The following is a 19,846-nucleotide window of genomic DNA, read 5'->3' on the forward strand; positions in this document are numbered from 1 at the left end:
TCCTTCGCGACAATCAGGTCCAGCCACTCTCCCACCCTCGCGCAAGCTTGGCCAGCTACCCTCGCCGGGCTGTCCTATGCGCGGCAACCTATTGTTCGAGGAAGAGAATGGCGATCAGCGAAAGCATCCAGCCCGGCGCGGTGGCCAAGAATGGCCGCGACGTCTTCTTCGCGCTTGGCATCGTCATCATCCTGGCCGTGCTGTTCCTGCCGATCCCGGCCTTCCTCATCGACATCGGCCTCGCCTTCTCGATCGCGCTTTCGGTGCTGATCCTGATGGTCGCGCTGTGGATCCAGCGGCCGCTCGATTTCTCCTCGTTCCCGACCGTGCTGCTCATCGCCACGATGCTGCGGCTATCCCTCAACATCGCCACCACGCGCATGATCCTGTCGCATGGCAATGAGGGCACGCACGCCGCCGGCTACGTCATCGCCGGCTTCTCCAAGCTGGTGATGGCCAGCGACTTCGTCATCGGCCTGATCGTCTTCATGATCCTGATCGTGGTGAACTTCATCGTCATCACCAAGGGCGCCACCCGTATCGCCGAAGTCGGCGCCCGCTTCACCCTCGACGCCATCCCCGGCAAGCAGATGTCGATCGACGCCGACCTTTCTGCCGGCATGATCGACGACAAGACCGCACAATTGCGTCGCCGCGAACTGGAGGAAGAATCCTCCTTCTTCGGCTCGATGGACGGCGCCTCGAAATTCGTGCGCGGCGACGCCATCGCCGGCCTCATCATCACCGCCATCAACATCGTCGGCGGCATCGCCATCGGCTACATCAGGCACGGCATGGGCATGGGCGAGGCCGCCGACGTGTTCATCAAGCTGTCGGTCGGCGACGGTCTGGTCACCCAGATCCCGGCGCTGATCGTCTCGCTCGCCGCCGGCCTGCTGGTTTCCAAGGGCGGTACGCGGGGCTCGACCAACCAGGCCGTGTTCGGTCAGCTCGGCGCCCATCCGCGCGCGCTCTACGTGGCGGCGGCGCTGCTGGTGCTGCTCGGCCTGATGCCCGGCCTGCCGCTGTTCCCCTTCTTTGCATTGGCCGGCGGCATGGCCGGCCTCGGCTACATCATCCCGATGCGCGCCAACCGCGTCCTCGCCGCGGCCGAGGCGCTGAAGACCCAGGAGAAGGCGACCAAGGCCGAGGAAGAGAAGAACTCGGTCAAGGCCTCGCTCGCCACCGCCGAGATCGAACTGCTGATCGGCAAGCAGCTGTCGACCCGGCTGCTGGTCTCGCATCAGGAGCTGGTCTTTCGCATGGGCAAGATGCGCAAGAAATTCGCGCAGCAATACGGTTTCGTCGTGCCGGAAGTGCGCGTCGCCGACGATTTCGCCATTCCGCCGAAAAGCTACCAGATCAAGGTGCATGGCACGGTGGTCGCCGAATATTCGATGCGCGTCGGCGAGATCATGGTGCTGCTCGGCAACCGTGAGGTACCCGAAATTCCCGGCGAAGAGATCCGCGAGCCGGCCTTCGGCATGCGCGCCTATTCCGTCATGGAAACTTTCGCCGAGGATTTGAAGCGCGAGAACTACACCTTCGCCGACAACATGTCGGTGCTGCTCACTCATCTTTCCGAGGTGATCCGCAACAACCTGCCGCAGCTTCTGTCCTACAAGGACATGAAGGCGCTGCTGGAACGCCAGGACCAGGAATACCGCAAGCTCGCCGACGAGATATGCACCACGCACATCTCCTATCCCGGCCTGCAGGCGGTGCTGAAGCTGCTGCTCGCCGAGCGCGTCTCGATCCGCAACCTGCACCTGATCATCGAGGCCATCGCCGAGATCGCGCCGCATGTGCGTCGTACCGAGCAGATCGTCGAGCATGTCCGCATCCGCATGGCCCAGCAGATCTGCGGCGACCTCTCGGAAGGCGGCGTGCTCAAGGTGCTGCGCCTCGGCAACCGCTGGGACCTCGCCTTCCATCAGAGCCTCAAGCGCGACGCCAAGGGCGAGGTGCGCGAATTCGACATCGATCCGCGCCAGCTCGAGGAATTCGGCCAGGACGCCACCAAGGCGATCAAGAAATTCCTCGAGGCCGGCGAGCGCTTCGTCCTCGTCACCGCGCCCGACGCCCGCCCCTACGTGCGCATGATCATCGAGCGGCTGTTCACCACGCTGCCGGTGCTCTCCCATGTCGAAATCGCCAAGGGCGTCGAGATCAGGGTGCTCGGGACCATATCGTGAGCGTTCTCTCGCAGAGCGTCGTCATCGCGGCGTTCCTCGCCTTCTGCCGCATCGGCGCCTGCTTCATGCTGATGCCGGGCCTGTCCAGCGCCCGTGTGCCGGTGCAGGTCAGGCTGTTCGTGGCGGTCGCCGCCACCGGCGGCCTGCTTGCCTTCCTGTGGGACCGCATCATTCCCTTCGTCGATCCGCGCCCGCAGATCCTGGTGCCGATGATCATCTCGGAGTTGCTGATCGGCGGGCTGATCGGCGCCATGACCAGGCTCTACATGGAAGCACTGCGCTTCATGGGCTCGGCCATCGCCATGCTGATCGGCTATGGCGGCTCGGGCGGGCCGGCGATCGAGGAGCCGGAACCGCAGGCGGCCCTTGCCGCCATCATCTCGTTCTCGGCGCTGCTGATGCTGTTCGTCTTCGATTTCGACCACGAGATCGTCCGCGCTCTGGTGGCGTCCTACACGGTCGCGCCGGTCAACGTCTTTTTCAACCCGCAGGCCGCCCTGGTCGATATCACCGACACCGTGTCGGACACCTTCTTCCTGGTCATCCGCCTCGGCAGCCCGTTTGTCGCCTATGCCATTCTGGTCAATCTGACGATCGGCTTCGTCAACAAGCTGACCCCGCAGATCCCGATCTATTTCATCTCCCAGCCCTTCGTCATCGCCGGCGGCATGATCATCTTCTATTTCGCTATCGGCACCATGCTGTCGCTGTTCGTCGACGGCTTCGTCGACCTGACTTTGGCGAGGTGAGATGAGCACACGCAAGGAACGCCTGAAGAAACTGGTCAAGGTGCAGGAACAGCTGAAGGCACTGCACGAGACCCGCCACGCCACCTTCCTGGCCGCGGCAAACGCGGCGGAAGCCGAGGCCAGGGAATTGATCGGCCATTTCGACCAGGACAATTCTCTCTCCGGCCTGTTCCCCGACCTCTATCACCGCCGCATCGCCCAGGCGGTGGTGCGCCAGGAGAAGAGCCTGGAAAGCGCCAGGCAGGAGGCCGGCCTCATCGCCACGGCAAACGCCCGCACCAACATGGTCGAGCGCGCCTACAAGGACGTGCGCAACCGCGACGAGCGCGAACGCTCCGACCGCGAACGGCTGGATTTGATCGCGCAGAAGCGGAACGAGGAATAGCTGCGGGAACTTGGATATGGCCCGTTGCGGACGCACGTCCTGACGACGCGAAAGGCGGCTTTGCGCCTGACGTCGGTCGCTCGGAATAATGATTCCGTCTTCACTTTCCGGAGAACGGAAGCTCTACTCTTATGGGGGCTGCACCAAGGTCGGTCCAGGATCGCGGAAGGGATGCGACATGGTGGATTCTGACCGGATCGACAGACTGATCGCAGCTGTGCCCCCCGCCTTGGCGCTTCGAGCCGGGCTGGACCTTGGCATCTTTACCCGGCTCGGTGGCGACGCTGCGACGGCTGACAGCCTTGGAGCCGCGCTCAAAGTCGAGCCCGATCGTCTGTCGCGGCTCCTTTACGCACTCGCCAGCATTGGTCTCCTCGAGGTCAAGGATGGCCAGTTTCGCAACGGGGCCGAAGCGTCGTCCTTCCTCGACGCGTCCAAGCCGACCTATCGCGGCGGCGATCATGCGCTCCTGCGCGAACTCTGGGGAGCCGACCTGTTGACCGCGGAGTCGCTGCGCCAGAACCGGCCTGCTGCGCTGCACGACTTTTCCGAAGCGGGACCCGAGGCCGCGGCGGCCTTCAGCCGCATGCTCGCACCGGGCGGGGTGATTTTCGGCCGACATCTGGCCCGGGAGATCGACCTCTCCGCGATCGGTTCGGTGATCGACATCGGTGGGGGACCAGGGACCATTCTGGTCGGACTTCGCGAGCAGCGGCCACAGATTGCGGCGACGCTGATGGAACTCCCGACGGTCGCGGCGGTCGCGCCAGCTATCCTGGCGGAGTACGGTGCCGACGACGTGGTTGTCGAGGAGGGAGACATTACCGTCGCGCCATCGATCGGCCGGCACGACTTGGCGATCCTGAAGGCCGTCGTCCAGGTCCTTCCGCCGGATCAGGCACGCAGTTCGATCCTGAACGCGGCGCGTTGCCTGACACCAGGAGGCGAGATTGCAATTGCGGGGTGGGGTGTCGTCGATGACGATCGCCTCGGCCCGTCCGAGGGTGTCTTTCTCAATCTCAGCTTCCTGAACCTCTATCGCCATGGCGAATCCTACACTGAAGGTCAGTATCGGGCGTGGATGACCGAGGCTGGATTCCGCGATATCTTCAGGTCGCGCCTGACGGACGGCACCGCCTTGTTTCGTGGGCGCCTCACGGGCTGAACGCCGCTGAATGGCTGGTTCCCGGACGCAAGAGAGGCCGTCATTGGTGGTTGGCGGAAGCAGCCTGCCGGCGTGATTGCGTTGGCGCCGCCTCGGGTCGAAAATGCATGCATGGAAGCAGTCCGATTTCCCAGGCTCACGACACCAAGGCTCGTGCTTCGGGCGCCGAGCGAACGGGATATCCCGGCATGGTTTGCGCGCGCGACGGATGTCGAATCCGCGTCCCTTGCCGGCGATCCCGTTCCCGACGACATAGGAGCGGGCGAGCGATGGTTGGCCCGCTCGCGTCAGCGGTTCGCCGACGGCAAGGCGATCCAGTGGTCCATCGACCAGGCTGGAGTATCGGACGCGATCGGGACGATAACCCTGACCTTCGGCGCAACCGACGCCAAGGCAGCCGCATTGGGATTTGTGCTGGCGCGGGCGCATTGGGGGCACGGACTGGGCAGCGAGGCGGCGCGCGAAGTGCTGCGCTACGCCTTTGAAACCGTGGCGCTTGAACAGGTGAGCGCCGAGGCGGCGGCGCGCAATTTCGCGTCGCTGCGGATATTGGCGAAGTTCGGCTTCAAACATATCGAGAGTTTCATCGATGAGTCCGACGGCGAGCGCTGCGAGCGTTTCGCGCTCGACGCAGATATCGGATCCTCACTCCTGGCGAGCAACGCGACGCCAGGCTGCTAATGCATGTCGCCCAAAAGTGACCTCGGTTTTGGGAGAACGACATGCGCGACGCGCTTTAGGTGCCGTGCTTGTTCAATCAACCACACGTATCCGCAGCCTTGAGCGCTTCGGCACGGGAAGGTTCGTGCAAATCCGCGATCCGGCGAACAGCAGCGTAGAACCTTGGATAATCACCTGAACACAAATCGTACAGATGAAGAAACGCCGGAACCTGTTCGCCGTAGACGGCGGTCGCGGCGAGCTTTGCGTTGTTGATCGGGGCATCGAACCAGGCGTCGTATCCACGGTATCCGGCCCAGCGCTTGTCGCGCATCTGCCGGTAGCGCATCCGCAGCCTGTCGATCGTGGCTGCTTTGGCAGCCGCCATCTGCTCGGGGGCGCGGGGACTTCCATAGACCTGCCGCAACTCATCGCGCGTTTTCGCTATCAGTCCGAGAAAATCCGCCCGGCGGTTGCGATCGGCTTCGTAGCGGCGCAATCCGGCGCGATTGCCGGTGGCTCGGAGCCATTTCCTCACACCGCTGGTTTCGACGGCGACCGCGAAAGCCTCGTTAAACGCGGAGTCGTTGTTCACATAGATTTTCTGATGCCCCAGCTCATGAAAGATAAGGCTGGCGATATAGGTGTCGTCCTGACGCAGCATGGTGCTGAGCAGCGGGTCGCTGAACCAGCCCAGCGTGGAGTAGGCGGTGACGCCCGATACGTAGACGTCCAGTCCCCGTCGCTGCAGTTCGGCGGCGCTTTCAGCCGCTGATTTCCGGGAAAAGTAACCCCGGTACGGAACGCAGCCGAAGACCGGAAAGCACCACGTTATCGGCGTAAGCGAGAATTGCGGCGCGGCAAAAACGGCAAGCGTCACATCGGCCCGACCGATGTCGACATAGCTGCGATAGCTGCTGTTGTCGGGCAGCGCCAGTTCTTCCGTGGCAAAGCGGCGTATGGCGCTGGCCGAGGTCAATTTGGCGCGCAATGCCTCGGGCGTCGAGGGATCACGGATGAGCCTTCCGACACTTTTCCGCGCGGCCATGATCTGGACGTGGCCCTCCACCGACTGCGCGTAGTAGGAAATGCTGGTGCAGCCGGCCAGGCCGGCCGCCACGATCACCGCGGCAAGCATTCGAAGAGCGCGCTTCACTGTCTGCCCACCGCTTGCCCATCTCCCGTGCAGCAAATGTCTCGATCCCCGTTCTCAACAGGCGCACCAATTCCCGTCAAGACCTGGAGAGGCAGCGGGGCGGCTTTCGACGTTGGCGGGGTTCGCAATGCGGTCATTCGAGAAAGGGCGACGGATGCCCGCTTCCGGTCCGAAGCGGACACCTCATCTCCACCCCACATTCCGCCCCCTCCCCTCGCGCAAGCCTGCCACAAGCTTGTTGAGGCATGGTCTGGCTAAGGAAAACCGGTAAAAGGCGGACTTTCTTGGCGATTTCTCCACCCAGCGACATCGTTATGGATGTCGCCCGAGCTGCCGATCCGATGGATATCGAGGCTGCCCGTGCCGCGCTGACCAAGCGCGCGGGTGGCGTCGCCGGTGCCTTTTCGATCGACACCCCCGGCTCACTGGATACCGCGGCGTCCGTCGACGCCGGCTCGATCCTGTCGCGCGCCACGGCTGACAAGGCGGCCGCGACAGCCGATCCGGCCAAGAAATTCAAGAAGTTCGAGGCAATGGTCCTGCAGACCTTCATCCAGAACATGCTGCCCAAGGACACGGAGGGCGTCTACGGCACGGGTCTGGCCGGCGACATGTGGAAGTCGCAGCTCGCCGAGCGCGTCGCCGACGTCATGGCCGAGCGCGGCGGCATCGGCATCGCCAAGTCGCTGGTTGCCGACCACTATATGGACGGCAAGCGCAAGGTGCCGATCGGCCCGGTTTCAAACGGACCGGAAAAGACCGAGATCGATCAGCAGGCCCGTCTGTCCACCTCACTCGTCCAGGAATTGCAGCGCAAGGCCGCCAGGTCGATGACCGGCGACGAGACAACCATAAAAACAGACATCAAGATCTAGACTGGGAAACACCATGGCCGATTCTTCCGAATTCACTGCCAACCTGCCGGCGCGCACAAGTGCGTCGGAGGCTCCGATCCCGTTCGCGCGGCCCGGAAACCTTGCCGCCATCATCGGCCGCATCGAGGAGGTGGTCGAGGAAGAGACCGCCGGCATCCGCAGCGATACCAGCTATGACCTCAAGGCGTCGAACGCCCGCAAGAGCCGCTATCTCTATGAGCTGACCCGCGCCATGAAGGGCGGCAGCGAAGCCGAGTTCCTCGAACAGCACCGCGAGGGCCTGACCCGGCTGCGCCAGAAACTGGCAAAGAACGAGGCGGCGATCCTGGCGCATCTGAGCGCCGTCAACGAGGTCGCTGGCCTGCTGCGCAGCGCCATCCAGCGCGCCGAAACCGACGGCACCTACTCCGCCGGCGAGTTCGGCCGGATGAAGGGCTAGAGCATGATCCCGAAAAGTGGATGCCGGCTTTTGGAAAAGATCATGCTCAAACAAAGAGATAGAGCCCCATCCCGATTGAATCGGGATGGAACGGGCTTTAGAGCGCGATGATGTCGGGCTCGGGCTCTGAATGATCAAGATCATCGCCATCGCGGTCTGGGTCTGCGCCGCCACGCTCGGCGCCGTCTTCTATTCGTTCCAGGCAGCCGGCGAACGCGGCGTCGGCGAGAAACCCAAGCCGATGCTGGGCGGGCTGGATTACGTCAAGACCGACGTCATTTCGGTGCCGCTGATCCGCGACTCCAAGATCGGCGGCTATTTCCTGGCCAAGCTCGTCTACACCGTCGAACCGGAGCAGATAAAGAAACTGTCGATTCCGGCCGAGGCGCTCATCACCGACCAGGTCTACAGCTACCTCTACGCCAATCCCCAGATCGACTTCACCAAGAAGGCGACGATCGACCTCGATGCCTTTCGCGCCGCCATCCGCGACACCGTCAACGCCCGCGTGGGCTCAAACCTGGTGCACGAGGTTCTGGTCGATCAGGTCAATTTCCTGAGCAAGGATGAGATCCGCGACAACTGGCTGCGCCGCCGGCAGGATTCCGACACGGCGGCTGCCGCGGCCGCCAAGCCTGCCGAAGCGGACGCGCCGCCGGCCCACTGACGGGTGCCCAACAGGTTACTGGTGCGGCGATAGGAACCAGCCTCCAGGATTCGCGTTGACGTAAACGTCAACCCAAAGCTATATGCGGCAGCGACCTTGATCGCCAGAGATGCCGCATGGGCTTCGGCCAGACCGAAATGCCCTGCGCGACAGATGCAACCAGACAGGGAGAACAGCGTGAGCGTTCAGGAGATTGCCGAGAAGATCAAGTCGCGCGTGGCCAGCAGCGGGTTTGATCGTTCCGTGAAGTTCGACACCGGCGGCGACGGCGTCATCGTCATCGACGGCGCAACCGTCTCGAACACCGATGCCCCCACCGACTGCACCATCAAGCTCTCGCTCGACGATCTCGAATCGCTGATCGCTGGCGACCTGAACCCGACCATGGCGTTCATGACCGGCAAGATCAAAGTCGAAGGCGACATGACGGTGGCCATGGCGCTCAGCCAGCTGATCGGCTGAACACCCTCGGCCCGAAGTAACAAAAAACGCCGCCTTCGGGGCGGCGTTTTCGTTTGAATGGTCAAATGGCCAACAGTGGTTTCAAACCCTCAGGCAGCCAGCGTCGGCGCCTGGGCCTTCAGCTTGCGGCCGCAAGCCTTCAGCGTGCCGTGCACGCCATCGAGCGCACCGTCCACCAGTTCCAGCGCCAGCAGGCGATGCCGCTCGTAGGGGCCAGGCATCGCCAGCCTGCCGGTCTTGTCGGCCGAGAAGCCGAAGCGTCCGTAATAGGGCGCATCACCGACCAGCAGGATCGCCGCGTGGCCGAGACGCGCCGCCTCGGCGACGGCGTGGCGCATCAGCGCCGAGCCGATGCCGGCATTCTTGAGCGACGGATCGACGGCAAGCGGGCCAAGCAGCAGCGCCGCGGGACCGCCCTCGCCCAGCCTGACGTCCCACAGCCGCACCGTGCCGGCGACGCCGCCCGACGCATCGCGCGCGACGAAGGCCAGGCCTTCCGAAGGCCGGCGGCCACGCCGTAGCTTCTCCGACGATTTTTTCCGCCGCATCGGCCCCATGGCACGATCGAGCAGGGCTTCGCGTGCCGCGACGTCTGCGATGGTTTCGGCGACCATTGCGAAGGCCGGCGCGTGAGCTACGATTTCAACTGACATTTCCATTTCCGCAATCCCTGGCAAGCGGAGATCTGTTCCACAAGCGAAGCCGGGCGGGCGGCAAGCGCCCGCGCCGGATGATCTGATCGGTTCTCAGCGCATTTTCAGGCGAAGTGTTGGCCGGAAAGGCGCGAAATAAAGAACCGTCAGATCACGTAGGATCGGAGAGGCTCGAAGCCGTTGAAGGCGACCGCCGAGTAGGTGGTCGTGTAGGCACCGGTGCCTTCGATCAGCACCTCGTCGCCTATGGTCAGCGACAGAGGCAGCGGATACGGCGTCTTCTCGTACATCACGTCGGCCGAATCGCAGGTCGGGCCGGCGAGCACGCAAGGCGCGGTCTCCGAGCCGTCATGGCGAGTGACGAGAGGGTAGCGGATCGCCTCGTCCATCGTCTCGGCCAGGCCGCCGAACTTGCCGATGTCCAGGAACACCCAGCGCACATTGTCATTGTCCGCCTTCTTCGAGATCAGCACGACTTCCGACTTGATGACACCGGCATTACCGACCATGCCGCGGCCCGGCTCGATGATGGTTTCGGGAATGGCATTGCCGAAATGCTTGCGCAGCGCCGAGAAGATCGCCTGGCCGTAGGCCTGGGCCGCCGGCACGTCACGCAGATAGCGCGTCGGGAAACCGCCGCCCATATTGACCATCTTCAAGACGATGCCTTCCTCGGCGAGCGTGGCGAACACCTTCTTGGCGTCGGCCAGCGCACGGTCCCAGGCGGTCAGGTCGGTCTGCTGCGAGCCGACATGGAACGACACGCCATAGGCGTCGAGGCCGAGGCCCTTGGCATGGCGCAGCACGTCGACGGCCATGGCCGGCACGCAGCCGAACTTGCGCGACAGCGGCCACTCGGCGCCTTCGCCATCGGTCAGCACGCGGCAGAACACGCGCGCGCCGAGAGCGACGCGGGCGATCTTCTCGACCTCCTCGACGCAATCGACCGCGAACAGCCGGATGCCGAGCTGGTAGGCGCGTGCGATGTCACGCTCCTTCTTGATGGTGTTGCCGAAGGAGATGCGGTCCGCGGGCGCACCCGCGTCCATCGCCATCTCGACTTCGGCAACGGAAGCGGTGTCGAAGGACGAGCCCATCGCAGCAAGGAGGCGCAGGATTTCCGGCGCCGGGTTTGCTTTCACCGCATAGTAGATCTTGGAATCGGGCAGCGCCTTCTCGAAGGCGCGGAAATTGTCGCGCACGACATCGAGGTCGACGACGAGGCAAGGGCCGGACGGACGTCGGGTGGCGAGGAAGTCGAGGATGCGCTGGGTAGCCATCGGGTTTCTCCAAACACGCCTTTCGGCGCGCACAAGGGTGCGGACGCGGGCTGTCGGCCTCGCGAACACGCGGTGGACAAAGGCGGGACGGAAAATCCATGGAACCAGCCGGTGGAGACCCCGGAACCATGAAACGCCGTCTCGCGGCGATGAACCTCGGCCTTGCCCGGCTTCGGTCCGCTTTGTCTGCCTTGGCTTGGATTGGGAGAAACCCGTTCCGCACTGCCGGCAATGAAGGTGTGCCTCTTCAGTAACCCCGGTCTTTGGACAACCGGCAGAGAACCAGAAAGGCCCGCACCGTCGTTGCTTCAAGGTGTCCTCGGTCTGGCGGTTGGCCGCTAAACCGACTGGAGGGGTTGGCTCCAGTTACCTTACCGATTTCCCTCACCATTCGAGGATCGGCGGACACCCACAGGCACGTGCGACTTTGGGCAAGCGCGATATAGGGGCGAAGGATTTCACAATCAATAAAAATCGTATCGCAGGTTGTAAAATTTCCGGCATCGAACAATGTAGGTGCAACCGTATCCGGATATCGAACGATGACAGGCACGCATGGCCCCTACAACGCCTTCCTCGATCTTCGCCAGATGCCTGTGGCCCATGCCGAACTCGGCCCGCTCGCCGGCCTGCGGCTGGCCGTCAAGGACATCTACGACGTCGCCGGCTACCGCACCGGCTGTGGCAATTCCAGGAAATTCGCCGAAAGCAATGCCGCCTCGCGCACGGCGCCGGCCGTGCAGACGATTCTCGATGCCGGTGCGCGCTTCGTCGGCAAGACGCAGACCGACGAACTGGCCTTCGCGCTGTTCGGCCAGAACGCGCATTTTCCGTTTCCGGTGAACCCGGCGGCTCCCGACCGCGTCACCGGCGGCTCGTCTTCCGGATCGGCATCGGCGGTGGCTGGCAGGCTTGCCGACATCGCCACCGGCTCCGACACCGGCGGCTCGATTCGCGCGCCGGCGAGTTTTTGCGGCCTGATCGGACTGCGCACCACGCATGGCCGCATCGCCCTCGATGGCACCATGAAGCTGGCGCCGAGCTTCGACACGTTCGGCTGGTTTGCCGACGACATCGAGACCTACGAGACCGTCGGCAAGCTGCTGCTTGGCCGCGACCCGCATCAGCATTCGCTGGACCGCCCGATATCGCTCCCCTGGCTGGACGAGATGGTCGCTCGCCCCGCACTTGCCGAATATGCCGGAATGAAGGCCCTGGCGGGCGCGGTTTTCGGTACGCCGGCGACCTCGACCACGCGCTTCAGTTCTTCCCCGGATGAACTCTACTGGTGCTTTCGCCGGCTGCAGGCCAAGGAAGCCTGGGGCGTGCATGGCGAATGGATCACCAGCGGCGAGCGCGACCTTGGTCCCGGCGTCGAGGAGCGTTTCGGCTTTGGCCGCGCCGTCGATGACCGCACGGCGCAGGCCGAGAAGGTGCGCCGCCTGACCTTCCGCGGTGAACTCAGCGCCCTGCTCGGCAAGGACGGCTTCCTTGTCCTGCCGACGGTGCCGGGCCCGGCGCCCTATGTCGACTCGACGCCGGAGCAGTTCCAGGCCTATCGCGAGCGGGCCCTGCATCTTCTATGCCTCGCCGGCCTGTCGGGCTTTCCACAGATCACCTTGCCCATCGGCTCGGTCGCCGGCGCACCGTTCGGCCTTTCGCTGCTAGGCCCTTCCGGCAGCGACATTGCCCTGATACGGCTCGGCCGAAAACTTCTCGACGCAGCACAAAGGGCCTGAGCCATGGACACACTGACCCGCATGCGCGCCTTCATCGACGTCGTCGAGGCCGAGGGCTTTTCGGCGGCGGCGCGCAAGATCGGCCGCTCCAAGGCGCTGCTGTCGAAATATGTGCGCGAACTGGAGGACGAACTGGGCGCGCTGCTGCTGAACCGCACCACGCGCCAGTTCTCGATGACCGAGGCCGGCCACACCTATTACCGGCGCGCCTCGGAGATCGTGCGCGAGGTCGACAGCCTGGCGGACGCCGTGCGCGAATCCTCCGGCGACGTGCGCGGCAGGATCAAGGTGTCGGCGCCGCGCACCTTCGCCGACGCGCCGATCGGCCAGTCGCTGATCGACTTCGCCAAGCAGCACCCCGACATCGTGCTCGACATTCAGCTCGACGACCGCTTCGTCGATCTGGTCGAGGAAGGTTTCGACCTCGCCGTGCGCATCTCGCGCCTGGAGAATTCGTCCCTGATCGCCAGGCGCCTGGCGCCGTTTTCGATAAAACTCTGCGCTTCTCCCGAACTGATCGCCAAGCATGGCATGCCGACGAGGCCGCAGGATCTCGGCCACATGCCCTGCATCGTCGACACCAATGGCCGCGGGTTGAACAACTGGCCGTTCAAGGGCGACAACAACGATCAGCTGAGCGTCGCCGTGTCGGGCCCGATCGAGGTCAACAGCCCGATGGCGGCGCGCGCTGCCGCCGTGTCGGGCCTCGGATTTTGCATCCTGCCGGACTTCATCGCCGGGCCCGATCTTGCCAGCGGCCGGTTGGTGACGGTGCTCGATGACCGCATCCTGTCCGGGGGCGGCATCTTCGCCGTCTACCCGCACCGCCGCTATCTGCCGGCCAAGGTCCGCGTCTTCGTCGACTTCCTGGTGCAGTGGTTCAGGACGCGTGAGGCGGCTTGACCTGTTTCCAGTCATCAAAGCGCGTCGCCGCGACGCGCTTGAGTTCTGCTTACGGGCTTATCATTGCCCCAAAACCGCGGCGCACCTTTGGGTGATAGGCCTTGGGTTTTGTGCGTGTCCTGATCCCAAAACCGCCGCACACTTTTGGGTGACACGCACTGGCGGTCCCAATTTCGCCCCCTTTCTGGTAACCTTCGGTCTCTCTCCAAAGCCAAGGGAATCGCGACCGGGAATGCACCTCAAACGGCACGCAATCATATTGGCTTCGGCCCTGACGGCGACCTTTGCCGCGACGGGACCGGCTTACGTGCATCCGCACGTGTTCGCCGAGGCACGCCTCGACGTCATCCTCTCCCCGGATCACCAAAGTGTGAAAGCGCTGCGCCATCTCTGGCGCTTCGACGACCTGTTTTCGAGTACGGTGATGATGGAGTTCGACAAGAACTCCGACCTGAAGCTTGACGACAAGGAGCTGAAGGAGGTTGCCGACACCGTTCATGCCTCGCTGGCCGAATTCAACTATTTCCAGCTCGTCACGCAGAACGGCAAGGACGTGACGATGGTGCCGCCTCCACATCTCATGGCCAATTTCGACAACGACCAGCTGATCATCCTATTCGAGTCGGAACCCAAGGAGCCGATCAAGCTGACCGGCACGATCGACATCGGCGTCTACGATCCAACCTTCTACACGGCGATTGACTTCACCGAGGATTCCAACATCACCGTTGCTGGCCTGCCGTCGAATTGCACCAGCAAGGTGATCCGCCCGGACCCAGATGAAGCCATCAAGGAAAACCAGAAGACCTTGACGGATGCCTTCTTCAACGACCCCACAGGCACCAACATGAGCAAGATCTTTGCCACCAAGCTCGAACTGACCTGTCAGCCAGAAGGATGAAGCCGGTGACGAAACCGTCCCTGCGTTTGGCATTCGGCCTGTTGGCCCTCACCTTTGCCGCGATGCACTTCGCCAACGCAGCGCATGCCCAGTCCTCGCTCGGCATCGGCGTCAATGACGGCATGGCGCCCACCACCGGTCCGTTCGCCCACATCCTGATGTGGATCAACCTGCGGCAGCAGGAATTCTACCGCGCGCTGGCGACGGCCATGAAGGCGATGCGCGAGGACAATAGCAAAATCTGGATCCTCATCGGCCTGTCCTTCGCCTATGGCATTTTCCATGCCGCCGGCCCCGGCCACGGCAAGGCGGTGATCTCGTCCTATATGGTGGCCAATGAAGTGGCGCTTAAGCGCGGCATCCTGTTGTCCTTCGTCTCGGCCCTGCTCCAGGGCCTGACGGCGATCGCCGTCATGCTGCTCGCCTATTTCGTCCTGCGCGGCACCACTATCTCGATGACGGACGCGGCCTGGTTCATGGAGATCATGAGCTTTGCCCTCGTCACCCTGTTCGGCGCCTGGCTGCTGTGGCGCAAGCTCGGCCCGTCCATCCTGCGCCTGTTCGGCAGGGCGCCCGCCTACAGCCTGTCGGCGGCGCACGCCGGCCATTCGCATGCGGGGCACTCTCATGCGGGTCATTCCCACTCCGGCCATTCGCATGCCGCGCACAGCCTTTCGGCGCATGCCCATTCGCACGCGCTGCATGGGCATGGCGACCACGACCATGACCATTCGCACGACCATCACGACCACGCCGCGCACGATCATGACCATCATGACCACGCGCATCACGATCACGCGGCGGGCGAGGTCTGCGAAACCTGCGGCCACTCGCATGCGCCCGATCCGGCGCTGCTGTCGGGCGATCGTTTCGACTGGCGCACCGCCTGGTCGGCGGTGGCCGCCGTCGGTATACGCCCCTGCTCCGGCGCGTTGATCGTGCTGAGCTTCGCGCTGCTCAACGGGCTCTGGCTCGGCGGCCTGCTGTCGGTGCTGGCGATGTCGCTGGGCACCGCCATCACCGTTTCGGCGCTGGCAACGCTTGCCGTGACCGCCAAGAACTGGGCGGTGTATTTCGCCGGCGACGGCCGCATGGGCAACCGCATCCATTCGATCGTCGAGATCGGCGGCGCCGCCTTCGTCTTCCTGTTCGGATTGCTGCTGCTGTCGGCTAGCCTGACGGGCAGCGTCTAGGCCTTCCCCATCCCATCGAAATGGGATGGCAAACTCCTAACCAGGAACCTGACCATCCAATTCATCCTCGATATGGGCGCGGATGATCTCGTCAAAACTCTTCTCGGCGCTGAAGCCGAGCTCCCGCGACCGTTTCGCCTCGAAGCGGGTCGGCCAGCCCTTGACGATCGCCCAGATCGTCTCGTCCGGCACCTCGCGGATCAGGCTTGCCGTCTTCGACCCGGCGATACGCTCCAGCGCCTCGATCTGCTCGCCGACGGTGACGGCCACGCCGGGCATCGTCAGATTGCGGCGCGGCCCGACAGCAGCGCCGTCGATCCCGGCCGCATGGATCAGGAAGTTCACCGCCGAGCGCGGGCTGGCATGGGTATGCACGACCGAGCGCGGCACTGGCAGGATCGCCTCTTGCCCGTTCAAGGGCTCGCGGATGATGCCGGAGAAGAAGCCCGAGGCTGCCTTGTTCGGCTTGCCGGGCCGCACGCAGATCGTCGGCAGGCGGATGCCGATGCCGTCGAAGAAGCCGCGCCTGGAATAGTCGGCGAGCAGCGCTTCGCTCATCTGCTTCTGTGTGCCGTAGGAGGTCAGCGGCGTCGGATGGAAGTCATCGGGGATGACATCCGGGAACGGTGCGCCGAACACCGCGATCGACGAGGTGAAGACGACGCGCGGCGCAAAGCCCGCAAGCCGAATGGCATCGAACAAAGCGCGCGTGCCGTCGAGGTTGACGCGGTAGCCGAGCTCGAAATTGGCTTCCGCCTCGCCCGACACGATGCCCGCGAGATGAAAGACGACGTCGGGGCGCGACGCGACCAGGCTTTCGGCGGCGCCCGCCTCCGCAAGGTCGCCGGTATGGGTGTTGATGCTGACGCCATCCATCGCTGGGGCCTGCGGCGGCACGATGTCGTGCAGGTCGAGCGCGGTGATCGTCTTGCCGCGCAGCGTGCCGTCTTTGGCCAGCCGGGCGATGAGCTTGCGGCCGACCATGCCCGCGGCGCCAGTGATCAGAATGCGCATGTCAAAATTCCCTTACTTGCCCTGATTTTTGCGCTGGCTGCGCGCGCGCAGCCAGAACACGAGGAAAAACGCCAGCACGAAGGCAATGCCGAATATACCGGCGAGCACCGTCGAAAGACTGCCGAGTGCCAACATGACGGTCGGCAGGTAGAAGGCGGCAATGCCGAACAGCAGCATGATCCACAGCGCCGCGATGGCGGCATTCCTGGTGTCGCGGTCCATCACGCCGCACCAGCGCGGCAAGCGTTCGTCGGGCTGGTTTTCAAAGCTGGAACTCCTGGGACAAGGTTGGTCGATATCAATGGACCGAACCTAATGGTAGTGACCGTGATGCGCGGCCGCATCATGCTCGTGGTCGTGGTCATCGGCCTCGTCGGCGCATTGGCCGAATTCCGGCTCCACCGTGGCATGGCTGATGCCGTGCTCGCTGGCAAGCCGCTTCTTGATGGCGCTGACGGCCCGATGCGCATCGACACCCTCGTCAAGGCAGGCATGCAGCGTCGCCATGTTGCTTGCGCCATCGATCGACCAGACATGCATATGGTGCACTTCGCGCACGCCTTGGATCGCGGTCTCCAGGTCCCTTGCGATGAGGTCGCGGTCGAGGGTCGGCGGCACGCCTTCGAGCAGCACATGGGCTGCGGCGCGCATCAGCGACCAGGCCGTCGACAGGATCAGCAGCGAGACCAGCACCGACAGGATCGGGTCGATCGGCGTCCAGCCGGTCACAAGGATCACCACTGCCGCCACGATCGCCGCCGCCGAGCCGAGCAGGTCGCCAAGCACATGCAGGATGGCGCCGCGCATGTTGAGGCTCTCGCGATCGCCGCCATGCAGCACCAGGAAGGAGCCTATATTGACCAGCAGGCCAAGGATCGCCACCACCAGCATCGGCCCGCCCAGCACCGGCGCCGGCGTTTGCAGCCGCCCCCATGCCTCGTAGACGATCCACAGCGCAATGACGAAGATGGCGATGCCGTTGGTGTAGGCCACCAGCGTCTTGACCCGGCCAAAACCATAGGTGAGTTGGCCGGTCGCCGGCCGGCCGGCAAGATGGAAGGCATACCAGGCAAGGCCGAGCGCGATGGCGTCGGCGAGCATGTGGCCGGCATCCGCCAGCAGCGCCAGCGACCCGGTGAACAAGCCGCCAAGCGCTTCCGCCACCATGAAGCCCGCCGTCAGGCAGGCGGCGATCAGCACGCGCTTCTTGTCGGCCGCGCCATGCACATGACCGGCACCACCGTGATCATGCCCGGCATGGTCGTGGGAATGGGTATGCGCCAAATGGCAAACTCCCGTTACGAGCCGAAACTCACGCCCCGAATTCCGCGCGAAAATCCTCGAGCCGTCGCTTCTGCTGGCCGGCGCCGTCGAAATTGGCCGGGTCGAGCCACGCAACATAGGCTTTGCGCAGGGCCGGCCATTCCTTGTCGATGATCGAATACCATGCGGTATCGCGGTTTTCACCCTTGACGATGAGGTGCTGGCGGAAAATGCCCTCGAACTTGAAGCCGAACCGTTCCGCCGCCCGCTTCGACGGCTCGTTGCGGTTGTTGCACTTCCATTCGTAGCGGCGGTAGCCGAGTTCGTCGAAAATGTATTTCATGAACAGGAACTGCGCTTCGGTCGCTCCGGGCTTGCGCGAGATCAACGGCCCCCAATAGATGTTTCCGATCTCGATGACGCCGTAAGCGGGATCGATGCGCATCAGGGTCTGACGACCGGCGACCTTGCCGCTGGCCTTGTCGATGACGGCAAAGAACAGCGGATCCTCGCTCGCCTCGACCTTGTCCAGCCAGGGCTGGAAAGCGGCGCGGGTTTCCGGCGGATAGTCGGGCAGCCAGGCGAAGCGGCCGTCGACATCGGACACGGAAGACGCTTCATAGAGCCCGTCACCGTGCCTTGCGGCGCTCAGCGGTTCGAGCCTGACATAGCGGCCGTCGATCGCCTTGCGCTCCGGCCGCGGACGCGGTTGCCAATCTTTGAGATTTTCCGACACCGAAGACTCCAATCCGTTTGACTTTTGCGGGCCGAAGCTCACAAAAACGCAACCCCACAGTAAGAACCACACGGACGGGAAAAATGCTCCACACGATTTCGGCCTTCGACCGTCTCGGCGAGGAAAATGCCTTCGCGGTGCTCGCGAGGGCGACGGCGCTCGCCCAACAGGGCCGCGACATCGTCAATCTCGGCATCGGCCAGCCCGACTTCAAGACGCCGCAGCACATCGTCGAGGCGGCGATCAAGGCGCTGCGCGACGGCCACCACGGTTACACGCCCGCCAACGGGCTTCTGGCGACCCGCGAGGCGGTGGTGCGGCGCACGCTGACCACCACCGGCGTCGAGGTTTCGCCCGAGACGGTGATGATCCTGCCGGGCGGCAAGCCGACCATGTTCGCCGCCATCCTGATGTTCGGCGAACCCGGCGCCGAGATCCTCTATCCGGACCCCGGCTTTCCCATCTACCGCTCGATGATCGAGTTCACCGGTGCGGCCCCCATTCCCGTGCCGATGCGCGAGGAAAACGGCTTTGCCTTCTCGGCGGAAGAAACGCTGGCGCTGATCACCTCCAAGACCAGGCTCCTGATCCTCAACTCGCCGGCCAACCCGACCGGCGGTGTGACGCCGCGCGCCGAGATCGAGAAGCTGGTCAAGGGACTTGAGAAGCACCCGGATGTCGCCATCCTCTCCGACGAGATCTACGATGTGATGACCTATGACGGCGAGACGCATTGCTCGCTGCTCGGCTATCCCGAAATCCGCGACCGCCTGATCGTGCTCAACGGCTGGTCCAAGACCTGGGCGATGACCGGCTGGCGCATGGGCTGGTCGATCTGGCCGAACGGCGACAAGGGCGCCCATCTCTACGACAAGGTTCGCAAGCTGGCGGTCAATTGCTGGTCCTGCGTCAACGCGCCGAGCCAGTTCGCCGGCATCGCCGCCATCGATGGCCCGCAGGACGATGTCGACACCATGATGCGCGCCTTCGACCGCCGCAGGAAGGTCGTGGTCGAAGGGCTGAACGCCTTGCCCAACATTTCCTGCATCACGCCCAAGGGCGCGTTCTACGCCTTCCCCAATGTCTCGAAGACCGGCTGGAAGGCAAAGAAGCTCGCCTCCGCACTGCTCGACGACGCCGGCGTGGCGCTGATCGGCGGCCCCGATTTCGGCATTCTCGGCGAAGGCTATGTCAGGCTCTCCTACGCCAACTCCGAGGAGAACATCTTGCGCGCGCTGGAACGGATCGGGGCATTCCTCGCCAAGTAAGGCTTTGCGTCTGCCGCGCGGGTCGGGATGGCTTGTGGCCGGCTGCCGTGGCGGTGTCATGAGCCGTCCGGAGGCAAGCGGCCAAGGCTGGGCCTGCATCTCGAGAACGGCTACGGTCCTCAGATGTAGATCGACGTGAGAAT

At 63.9% G+C, this 19,846-nt stretch carries 21 protein-coding genes; 14 read left to right on the plus strand and 7 right to left on the minus strand.

The features are described from left to right. Nucleotides 1-107: 107 nt before the first annotated feature. The 5 genes from flhA to QQK95_RS03025 all read left to right on the plus strand — a co-directional run bounded on the left by flhA (nt 108) and on the right by QQK95_RS03025 (nt 5,175). Nucleotides 108-2,195, plus strand: coding sequence for a flagellar biosynthesis protein FlhA (gene flhA / locus QQK95_RS03005; RefSeq protein WP_095199360.1), 2,088 nt, complete (start codon nt 108-110; stop codon nt 2,193-2,195). After that, nucleotides 2,192-2,944 (plus strand): flagellar biosynthetic protein FliR, encoded by a 753-nt coding sequence (fliR, locus tag QQK95_RS03010; protein WP_010911311.1) that lies wholly within the window; start codon nt 2,192-2,194, stop codon nt 2,942-2,944. Before flhA ends, fliR begins: the two co-directional genes overlap by 4 nt. A gap of 1 nt (nt 2,945) precedes the next feature. Further along, nucleotides 2,946-3,329: a hypothetical protein gene (locus QQK95_RS03015; RefSeq protein WP_284268755.1), complete on the plus strand. Its 384-nt coding sequence runs from the start codon at nt 2,946-2,948 to the stop codon at nt 3,327-3,329. Nucleotides 3,330-3,507: 178 nt separating this feature from the next. Beyond that, a complete protein-coding gene (locus QQK95_RS03020; protein ID WP_284268757.1) occupies nt 3,508-4,494 on the plus strand; it encodes a methyltransferase in 987 nt (328 codons plus the stop codon). Between the two features lie 111 nt (nt 4,495-4,605). Beyond that, nucleotides 4,606-5,175 (plus strand): GNAT family N-acetyltransferase, encoded by a 570-nt coding sequence (locus QQK95_RS03025; RefSeq protein WP_284268758.1) that lies wholly within the window; start codon nt 4,606-4,608, stop codon nt 5,173-5,175. A 76-nt stretch (nt 5,176-5,251) separates the two neighbouring features. Here QQK95_RS03025 and QQK95_RS03030 read toward each other — a convergent pair whose 3' ends face one another. After that, the gene (locus QQK95_RS03030; RefSeq protein ID WP_284268840.1) at nt 5,252-6,292 is read right to left on the minus strand and encodes an aminopeptidase; all 1,041 of its coding nucleotides are present in this window, start codon (nt 6,290-6,292) and stop codon (nt 5,252-5,254) included. 263 nt (nt 6,293-6,555) lie between these two features. Between QQK95_RS03030 and QQK95_RS03035 the strand changes: the two genes are divergently transcribed. The 4 genes from QQK95_RS03035 to QQK95_RS03050 all read left to right on the plus strand — a co-directional run bounded on the left by QQK95_RS03035 (nt 6,556) and on the right by QQK95_RS03050 (nt 8,753). Next, nucleotides 6,556-7,185, plus strand: coding sequence for a rod-binding protein (locus tag QQK95_RS03035; protein WP_284268760.1), 630 nt, complete (start codon nt 6,556-6,558; stop codon nt 7,183-7,185). Nucleotides 7,186-7,198: 13 nt separating this feature from the next. After that, nucleotides 7,199-7,624, plus strand: a complete 426-nt coding sequence (locus tag QQK95_RS03040; RefSeq protein ID WP_284268762.1) for a hypothetical protein — start codon at nt 7,199-7,201, stop codon at nt 7,622-7,624. Between the two features lie 130 nt (nt 7,625-7,754). After that, nucleotides 7,755-8,291 (plus strand): hypothetical protein, encoded by a 537-nt coding sequence (locus QQK95_RS03045; protein WP_284268764.1) that lies wholly within the window; start codon nt 7,755-7,757, stop codon nt 8,289-8,291. Between the two features lie 177 nt (nt 8,292-8,468). After that, a complete protein-coding gene (locus QQK95_RS03050) occupies nt 8,469-8,753 on the plus strand; it encodes an SCP2 sterol-binding domain-containing protein (RefSeq protein ID WP_064980753.1) in 285 nt (94 codons plus the stop codon). Between the two features lie 89 nt (nt 8,754-8,842). Here the strand turns inward: QQK95_RS03050 and QQK95_RS03055 are convergent, their stop codons facing one another. Continuing rightward, nucleotides 8,843-9,412 (minus strand): GNAT family N-acetyltransferase, encoded by a 570-nt coding sequence (locus tag QQK95_RS03055; protein WP_284268769.1) that lies wholly within the window; start codon nt 9,410-9,412, stop codon nt 8,843-8,845. Nucleotides 9,413-9,552: 140 nt separating this feature from the next. Next, nucleotides 9,553-10,686 (minus strand): ornithine/lysine decarboxylase, encoded by a 1,134-nt coding sequence (gene odc2, locus QQK95_RS03060; protein WP_284268771.1) that lies wholly within the window; start codon nt 10,684-10,686, stop codon nt 9,553-9,555. Nucleotides 10,687-11,228: 542 nt separating this feature from the next. On the opposite strand from odc2, the gene QQK95_RS03065 reads away from it, so the two are divergent. The 4 genes from QQK95_RS03065 to QQK95_RS03080 all read left to right on the plus strand — a co-directional run bounded on the left by QQK95_RS03065 (nt 11,229) and on the right by QQK95_RS03080 (nt 15,422). Next, nucleotides 11,229-12,425 (plus strand): amidase, encoded by a 1,197-nt coding sequence (locus QQK95_RS03065; protein WP_284268773.1) that lies wholly within the window; start codon nt 11,229-11,231, stop codon nt 12,423-12,425. A gap of 3 nt (nt 12,426-12,428) precedes the next feature. Next, nucleotides 12,429-13,328: a LysR family transcriptional regulator gene (locus QQK95_RS03070; protein WP_284268776.1), complete on the plus strand. Its 900-nt coding sequence runs from the start codon at nt 12,429-12,431 to the stop codon at nt 13,326-13,328. 232 nt (nt 13,329-13,560) lie between these two features. After that, the gene (locus QQK95_RS03075; RefSeq protein ID WP_284268841.1) at nt 13,561-14,229 is read left to right on the plus strand and encodes a DUF1007 family protein; all 669 of its coding nucleotides are present in this window, start codon (nt 13,561-13,563) and stop codon (nt 14,227-14,229) included. Further along, nucleotides 14,226-15,422 carry a nickel/cobalt transporter gene (locus QQK95_RS03080; RefSeq protein ID WP_284268778.1) on the plus strand — a complete coding sequence of 399 codons (1,197 nt, stop codon included), beginning with the start codon at nt 14,226-14,228 and terminating at the stop codon, nt 15,420-15,422. Before QQK95_RS03075 ends, QQK95_RS03080 begins: the two co-directional genes overlap by 4 nt. Nucleotides 15,423-15,458: 36 nt before the next feature. Here the strand turns inward: QQK95_RS03080 and denD are convergent, their stop codons facing one another. The 4 genes from denD to QQK95_RS03100 form a co-directional block, all read right to left on the minus strand. Continuing rightward, nucleotides 15,459-16,436: a D-erythronate dehydrogenase gene (gene denD, locus QQK95_RS03085; protein WP_284268780.1), complete on the minus strand. Its 978-nt coding sequence runs from the start codon at nt 16,434-16,436 to the stop codon at nt 15,459-15,461. Nucleotides 16,437-16,448: 12 nt separating this feature from the next. Next, nucleotides 16,449-16,661: a hypothetical protein gene (locus QQK95_RS03090; RefSeq protein ID WP_284268842.1), complete on the minus strand. Its 213-nt coding sequence runs from the start codon at nt 16,659-16,661 to the stop codon at nt 16,449-16,451. Nucleotides 16,662-16,748: 87 nt separating this feature from the next. Continuing rightward, nucleotides 16,749-17,720 carry a cation diffusion facilitator family transporter gene (locus tag QQK95_RS03095; RefSeq protein ID WP_284268782.1) on the minus strand — a complete coding sequence of 324 codons (972 nt, stop codon included), beginning with the start codon at nt 17,718-17,720 and terminating at the stop codon, nt 16,749-16,751. A gap of 28 nt (nt 17,721-17,748) precedes the next feature. After that, entirely contained in the window at nt 17,749-18,435 is a 687-nt protein-coding gene (locus QQK95_RS03100) for a GNAT family N-acetyltransferase (RefSeq protein ID WP_284268784.1), read from the minus strand. Nucleotides 18,436-18,518: 83 nt separating this feature from the next. Between QQK95_RS03100 and QQK95_RS03105 the strand changes: the two genes are divergently transcribed. Next, on the plus strand, nt 18,519-19,703 hold the full coding sequence (locus QQK95_RS03105) for a pyridoxal phosphate-dependent aminotransferase (protein WP_284268786.1): 1,185 nt from the start codon (nt 18,519-18,521) through the stop codon (nt 19,701-19,703). Nucleotides 19,704-19,846 lie beyond the last annotated feature (143 nt).

The sequence above is a fragment of the Mesorhizobium huakuii genome (genome assembly GCF_030160235.1).
Lineage (GTDB): Bacteria > Pseudomonadota > Alphaproteobacteria > Rhizobiales > Rhizobiaceae > Mesorhizobium > Mesorhizobium huakuii.

Excerpts from the sequence above, each read along its gene's own strand:
- odc2 (WP_284268771.1), bottom strand. The coding sequence starts at position 10,686 with ATGGCTACCCAGCGCATCCTCGACTTCCTCGCCACCCGACGTCCGTCC.
- denD (WP_284268780.1), bottom strand. The coding sequence starts at position 16,436 with ATGCGCATTCTGATCACTGGCGCCGCGGGCATGGTCGGCCGCAAGCTC.
- QQK95_RS03020 (WP_284268757.1), top strand. The coding sequence starts at position 3,508 with ATGGTGGATTCTGACCGGATCGACAGACTGATCGCAGCTGTGCCCCCC.
- QQK95_RS03075 (WP_284268841.1), top strand. The coding sequence starts at position 13,561 with ATGCACCTCAAACGGCACGCAATCATATTGGCTTCGGCCCTGACGGCG.
- QQK95_RS03015 (WP_284268755.1), top strand. The coding sequence starts at position 2,946 with ATGAGCACACGCAAGGAACGCCTGAAGAAACTGGTCAAGGTGCAGGAA.
- QQK95_RS03040 (WP_284268762.1), top strand. The coding sequence starts at position 7,199 with ATGGCCGATTCTTCCGAATTCACTGCCAACCTGCCGGCGCGCACAAGT.
- QQK95_RS03030 (WP_284268840.1), bottom strand. The coding sequence starts at position 6,292 with ATGCTTGCCGCGGTGATCGTGGCGGCCGGCCTGGCCGGCTGCACCAGC.
- flhA (WP_095199360.1), top strand. The coding sequence starts at position 108 with ATGGCGATCAGCGAAAGCATCCAGCCCGGCGCGGTGGCCAAGAATGGC.
- QQK95_RS03055 (WP_284268769.1), bottom strand. The coding sequence starts at position 9,412 with ATGGAAATGTCAGTTGAAATCGTAGCTCACGCGCCGGCCTTCGCAATG.
- QQK95_RS03070 (WP_284268776.1), top strand. The coding sequence starts at position 12,429 with ATGGACACACTGACCCGCATGCGCGCCTTCATCGACGTCGTCGAGGCC.
- QQK95_RS03105 (WP_284268786.1), top strand. The coding sequence starts at position 18,519 with ATGCTCCACACGATTTCGGCCTTCGACCGTCTCGGCGAGGAAAATGCC.
- QQK95_RS03025 (WP_284268758.1), top strand. The coding sequence starts at position 4,606 with ATGGAAGCAGTCCGATTTCCCAGGCTCACGACACCAAGGCTCGTGCTT.
- QQK95_RS03080 (WP_284268778.1), top strand. The coding sequence starts at position 14,226 with ATGAAGCCGGTGACGAAACCGTCCCTGCGTTTGGCATTCGGCCTGTTG.
- QQK95_RS03065 (WP_284268773.1), top strand. The coding sequence starts at position 11,229 with ATGACAGGCACGCATGGCCCCTACAACGCCTTCCTCGATCTTCGCCAG.
- QQK95_RS03045 (WP_284268764.1), top strand. The coding sequence starts at position 7,755 with ATGATCAAGATCATCGCCATCGCGGTCTGGGTCTGCGCCGCCACGCTC.
- QQK95_RS03035 (WP_284268760.1), top strand. The coding sequence starts at position 6,556 with ATGGTCTGGCTAAGGAAAACCGGTAAAAGGCGGACTTTCTTGGCGATT.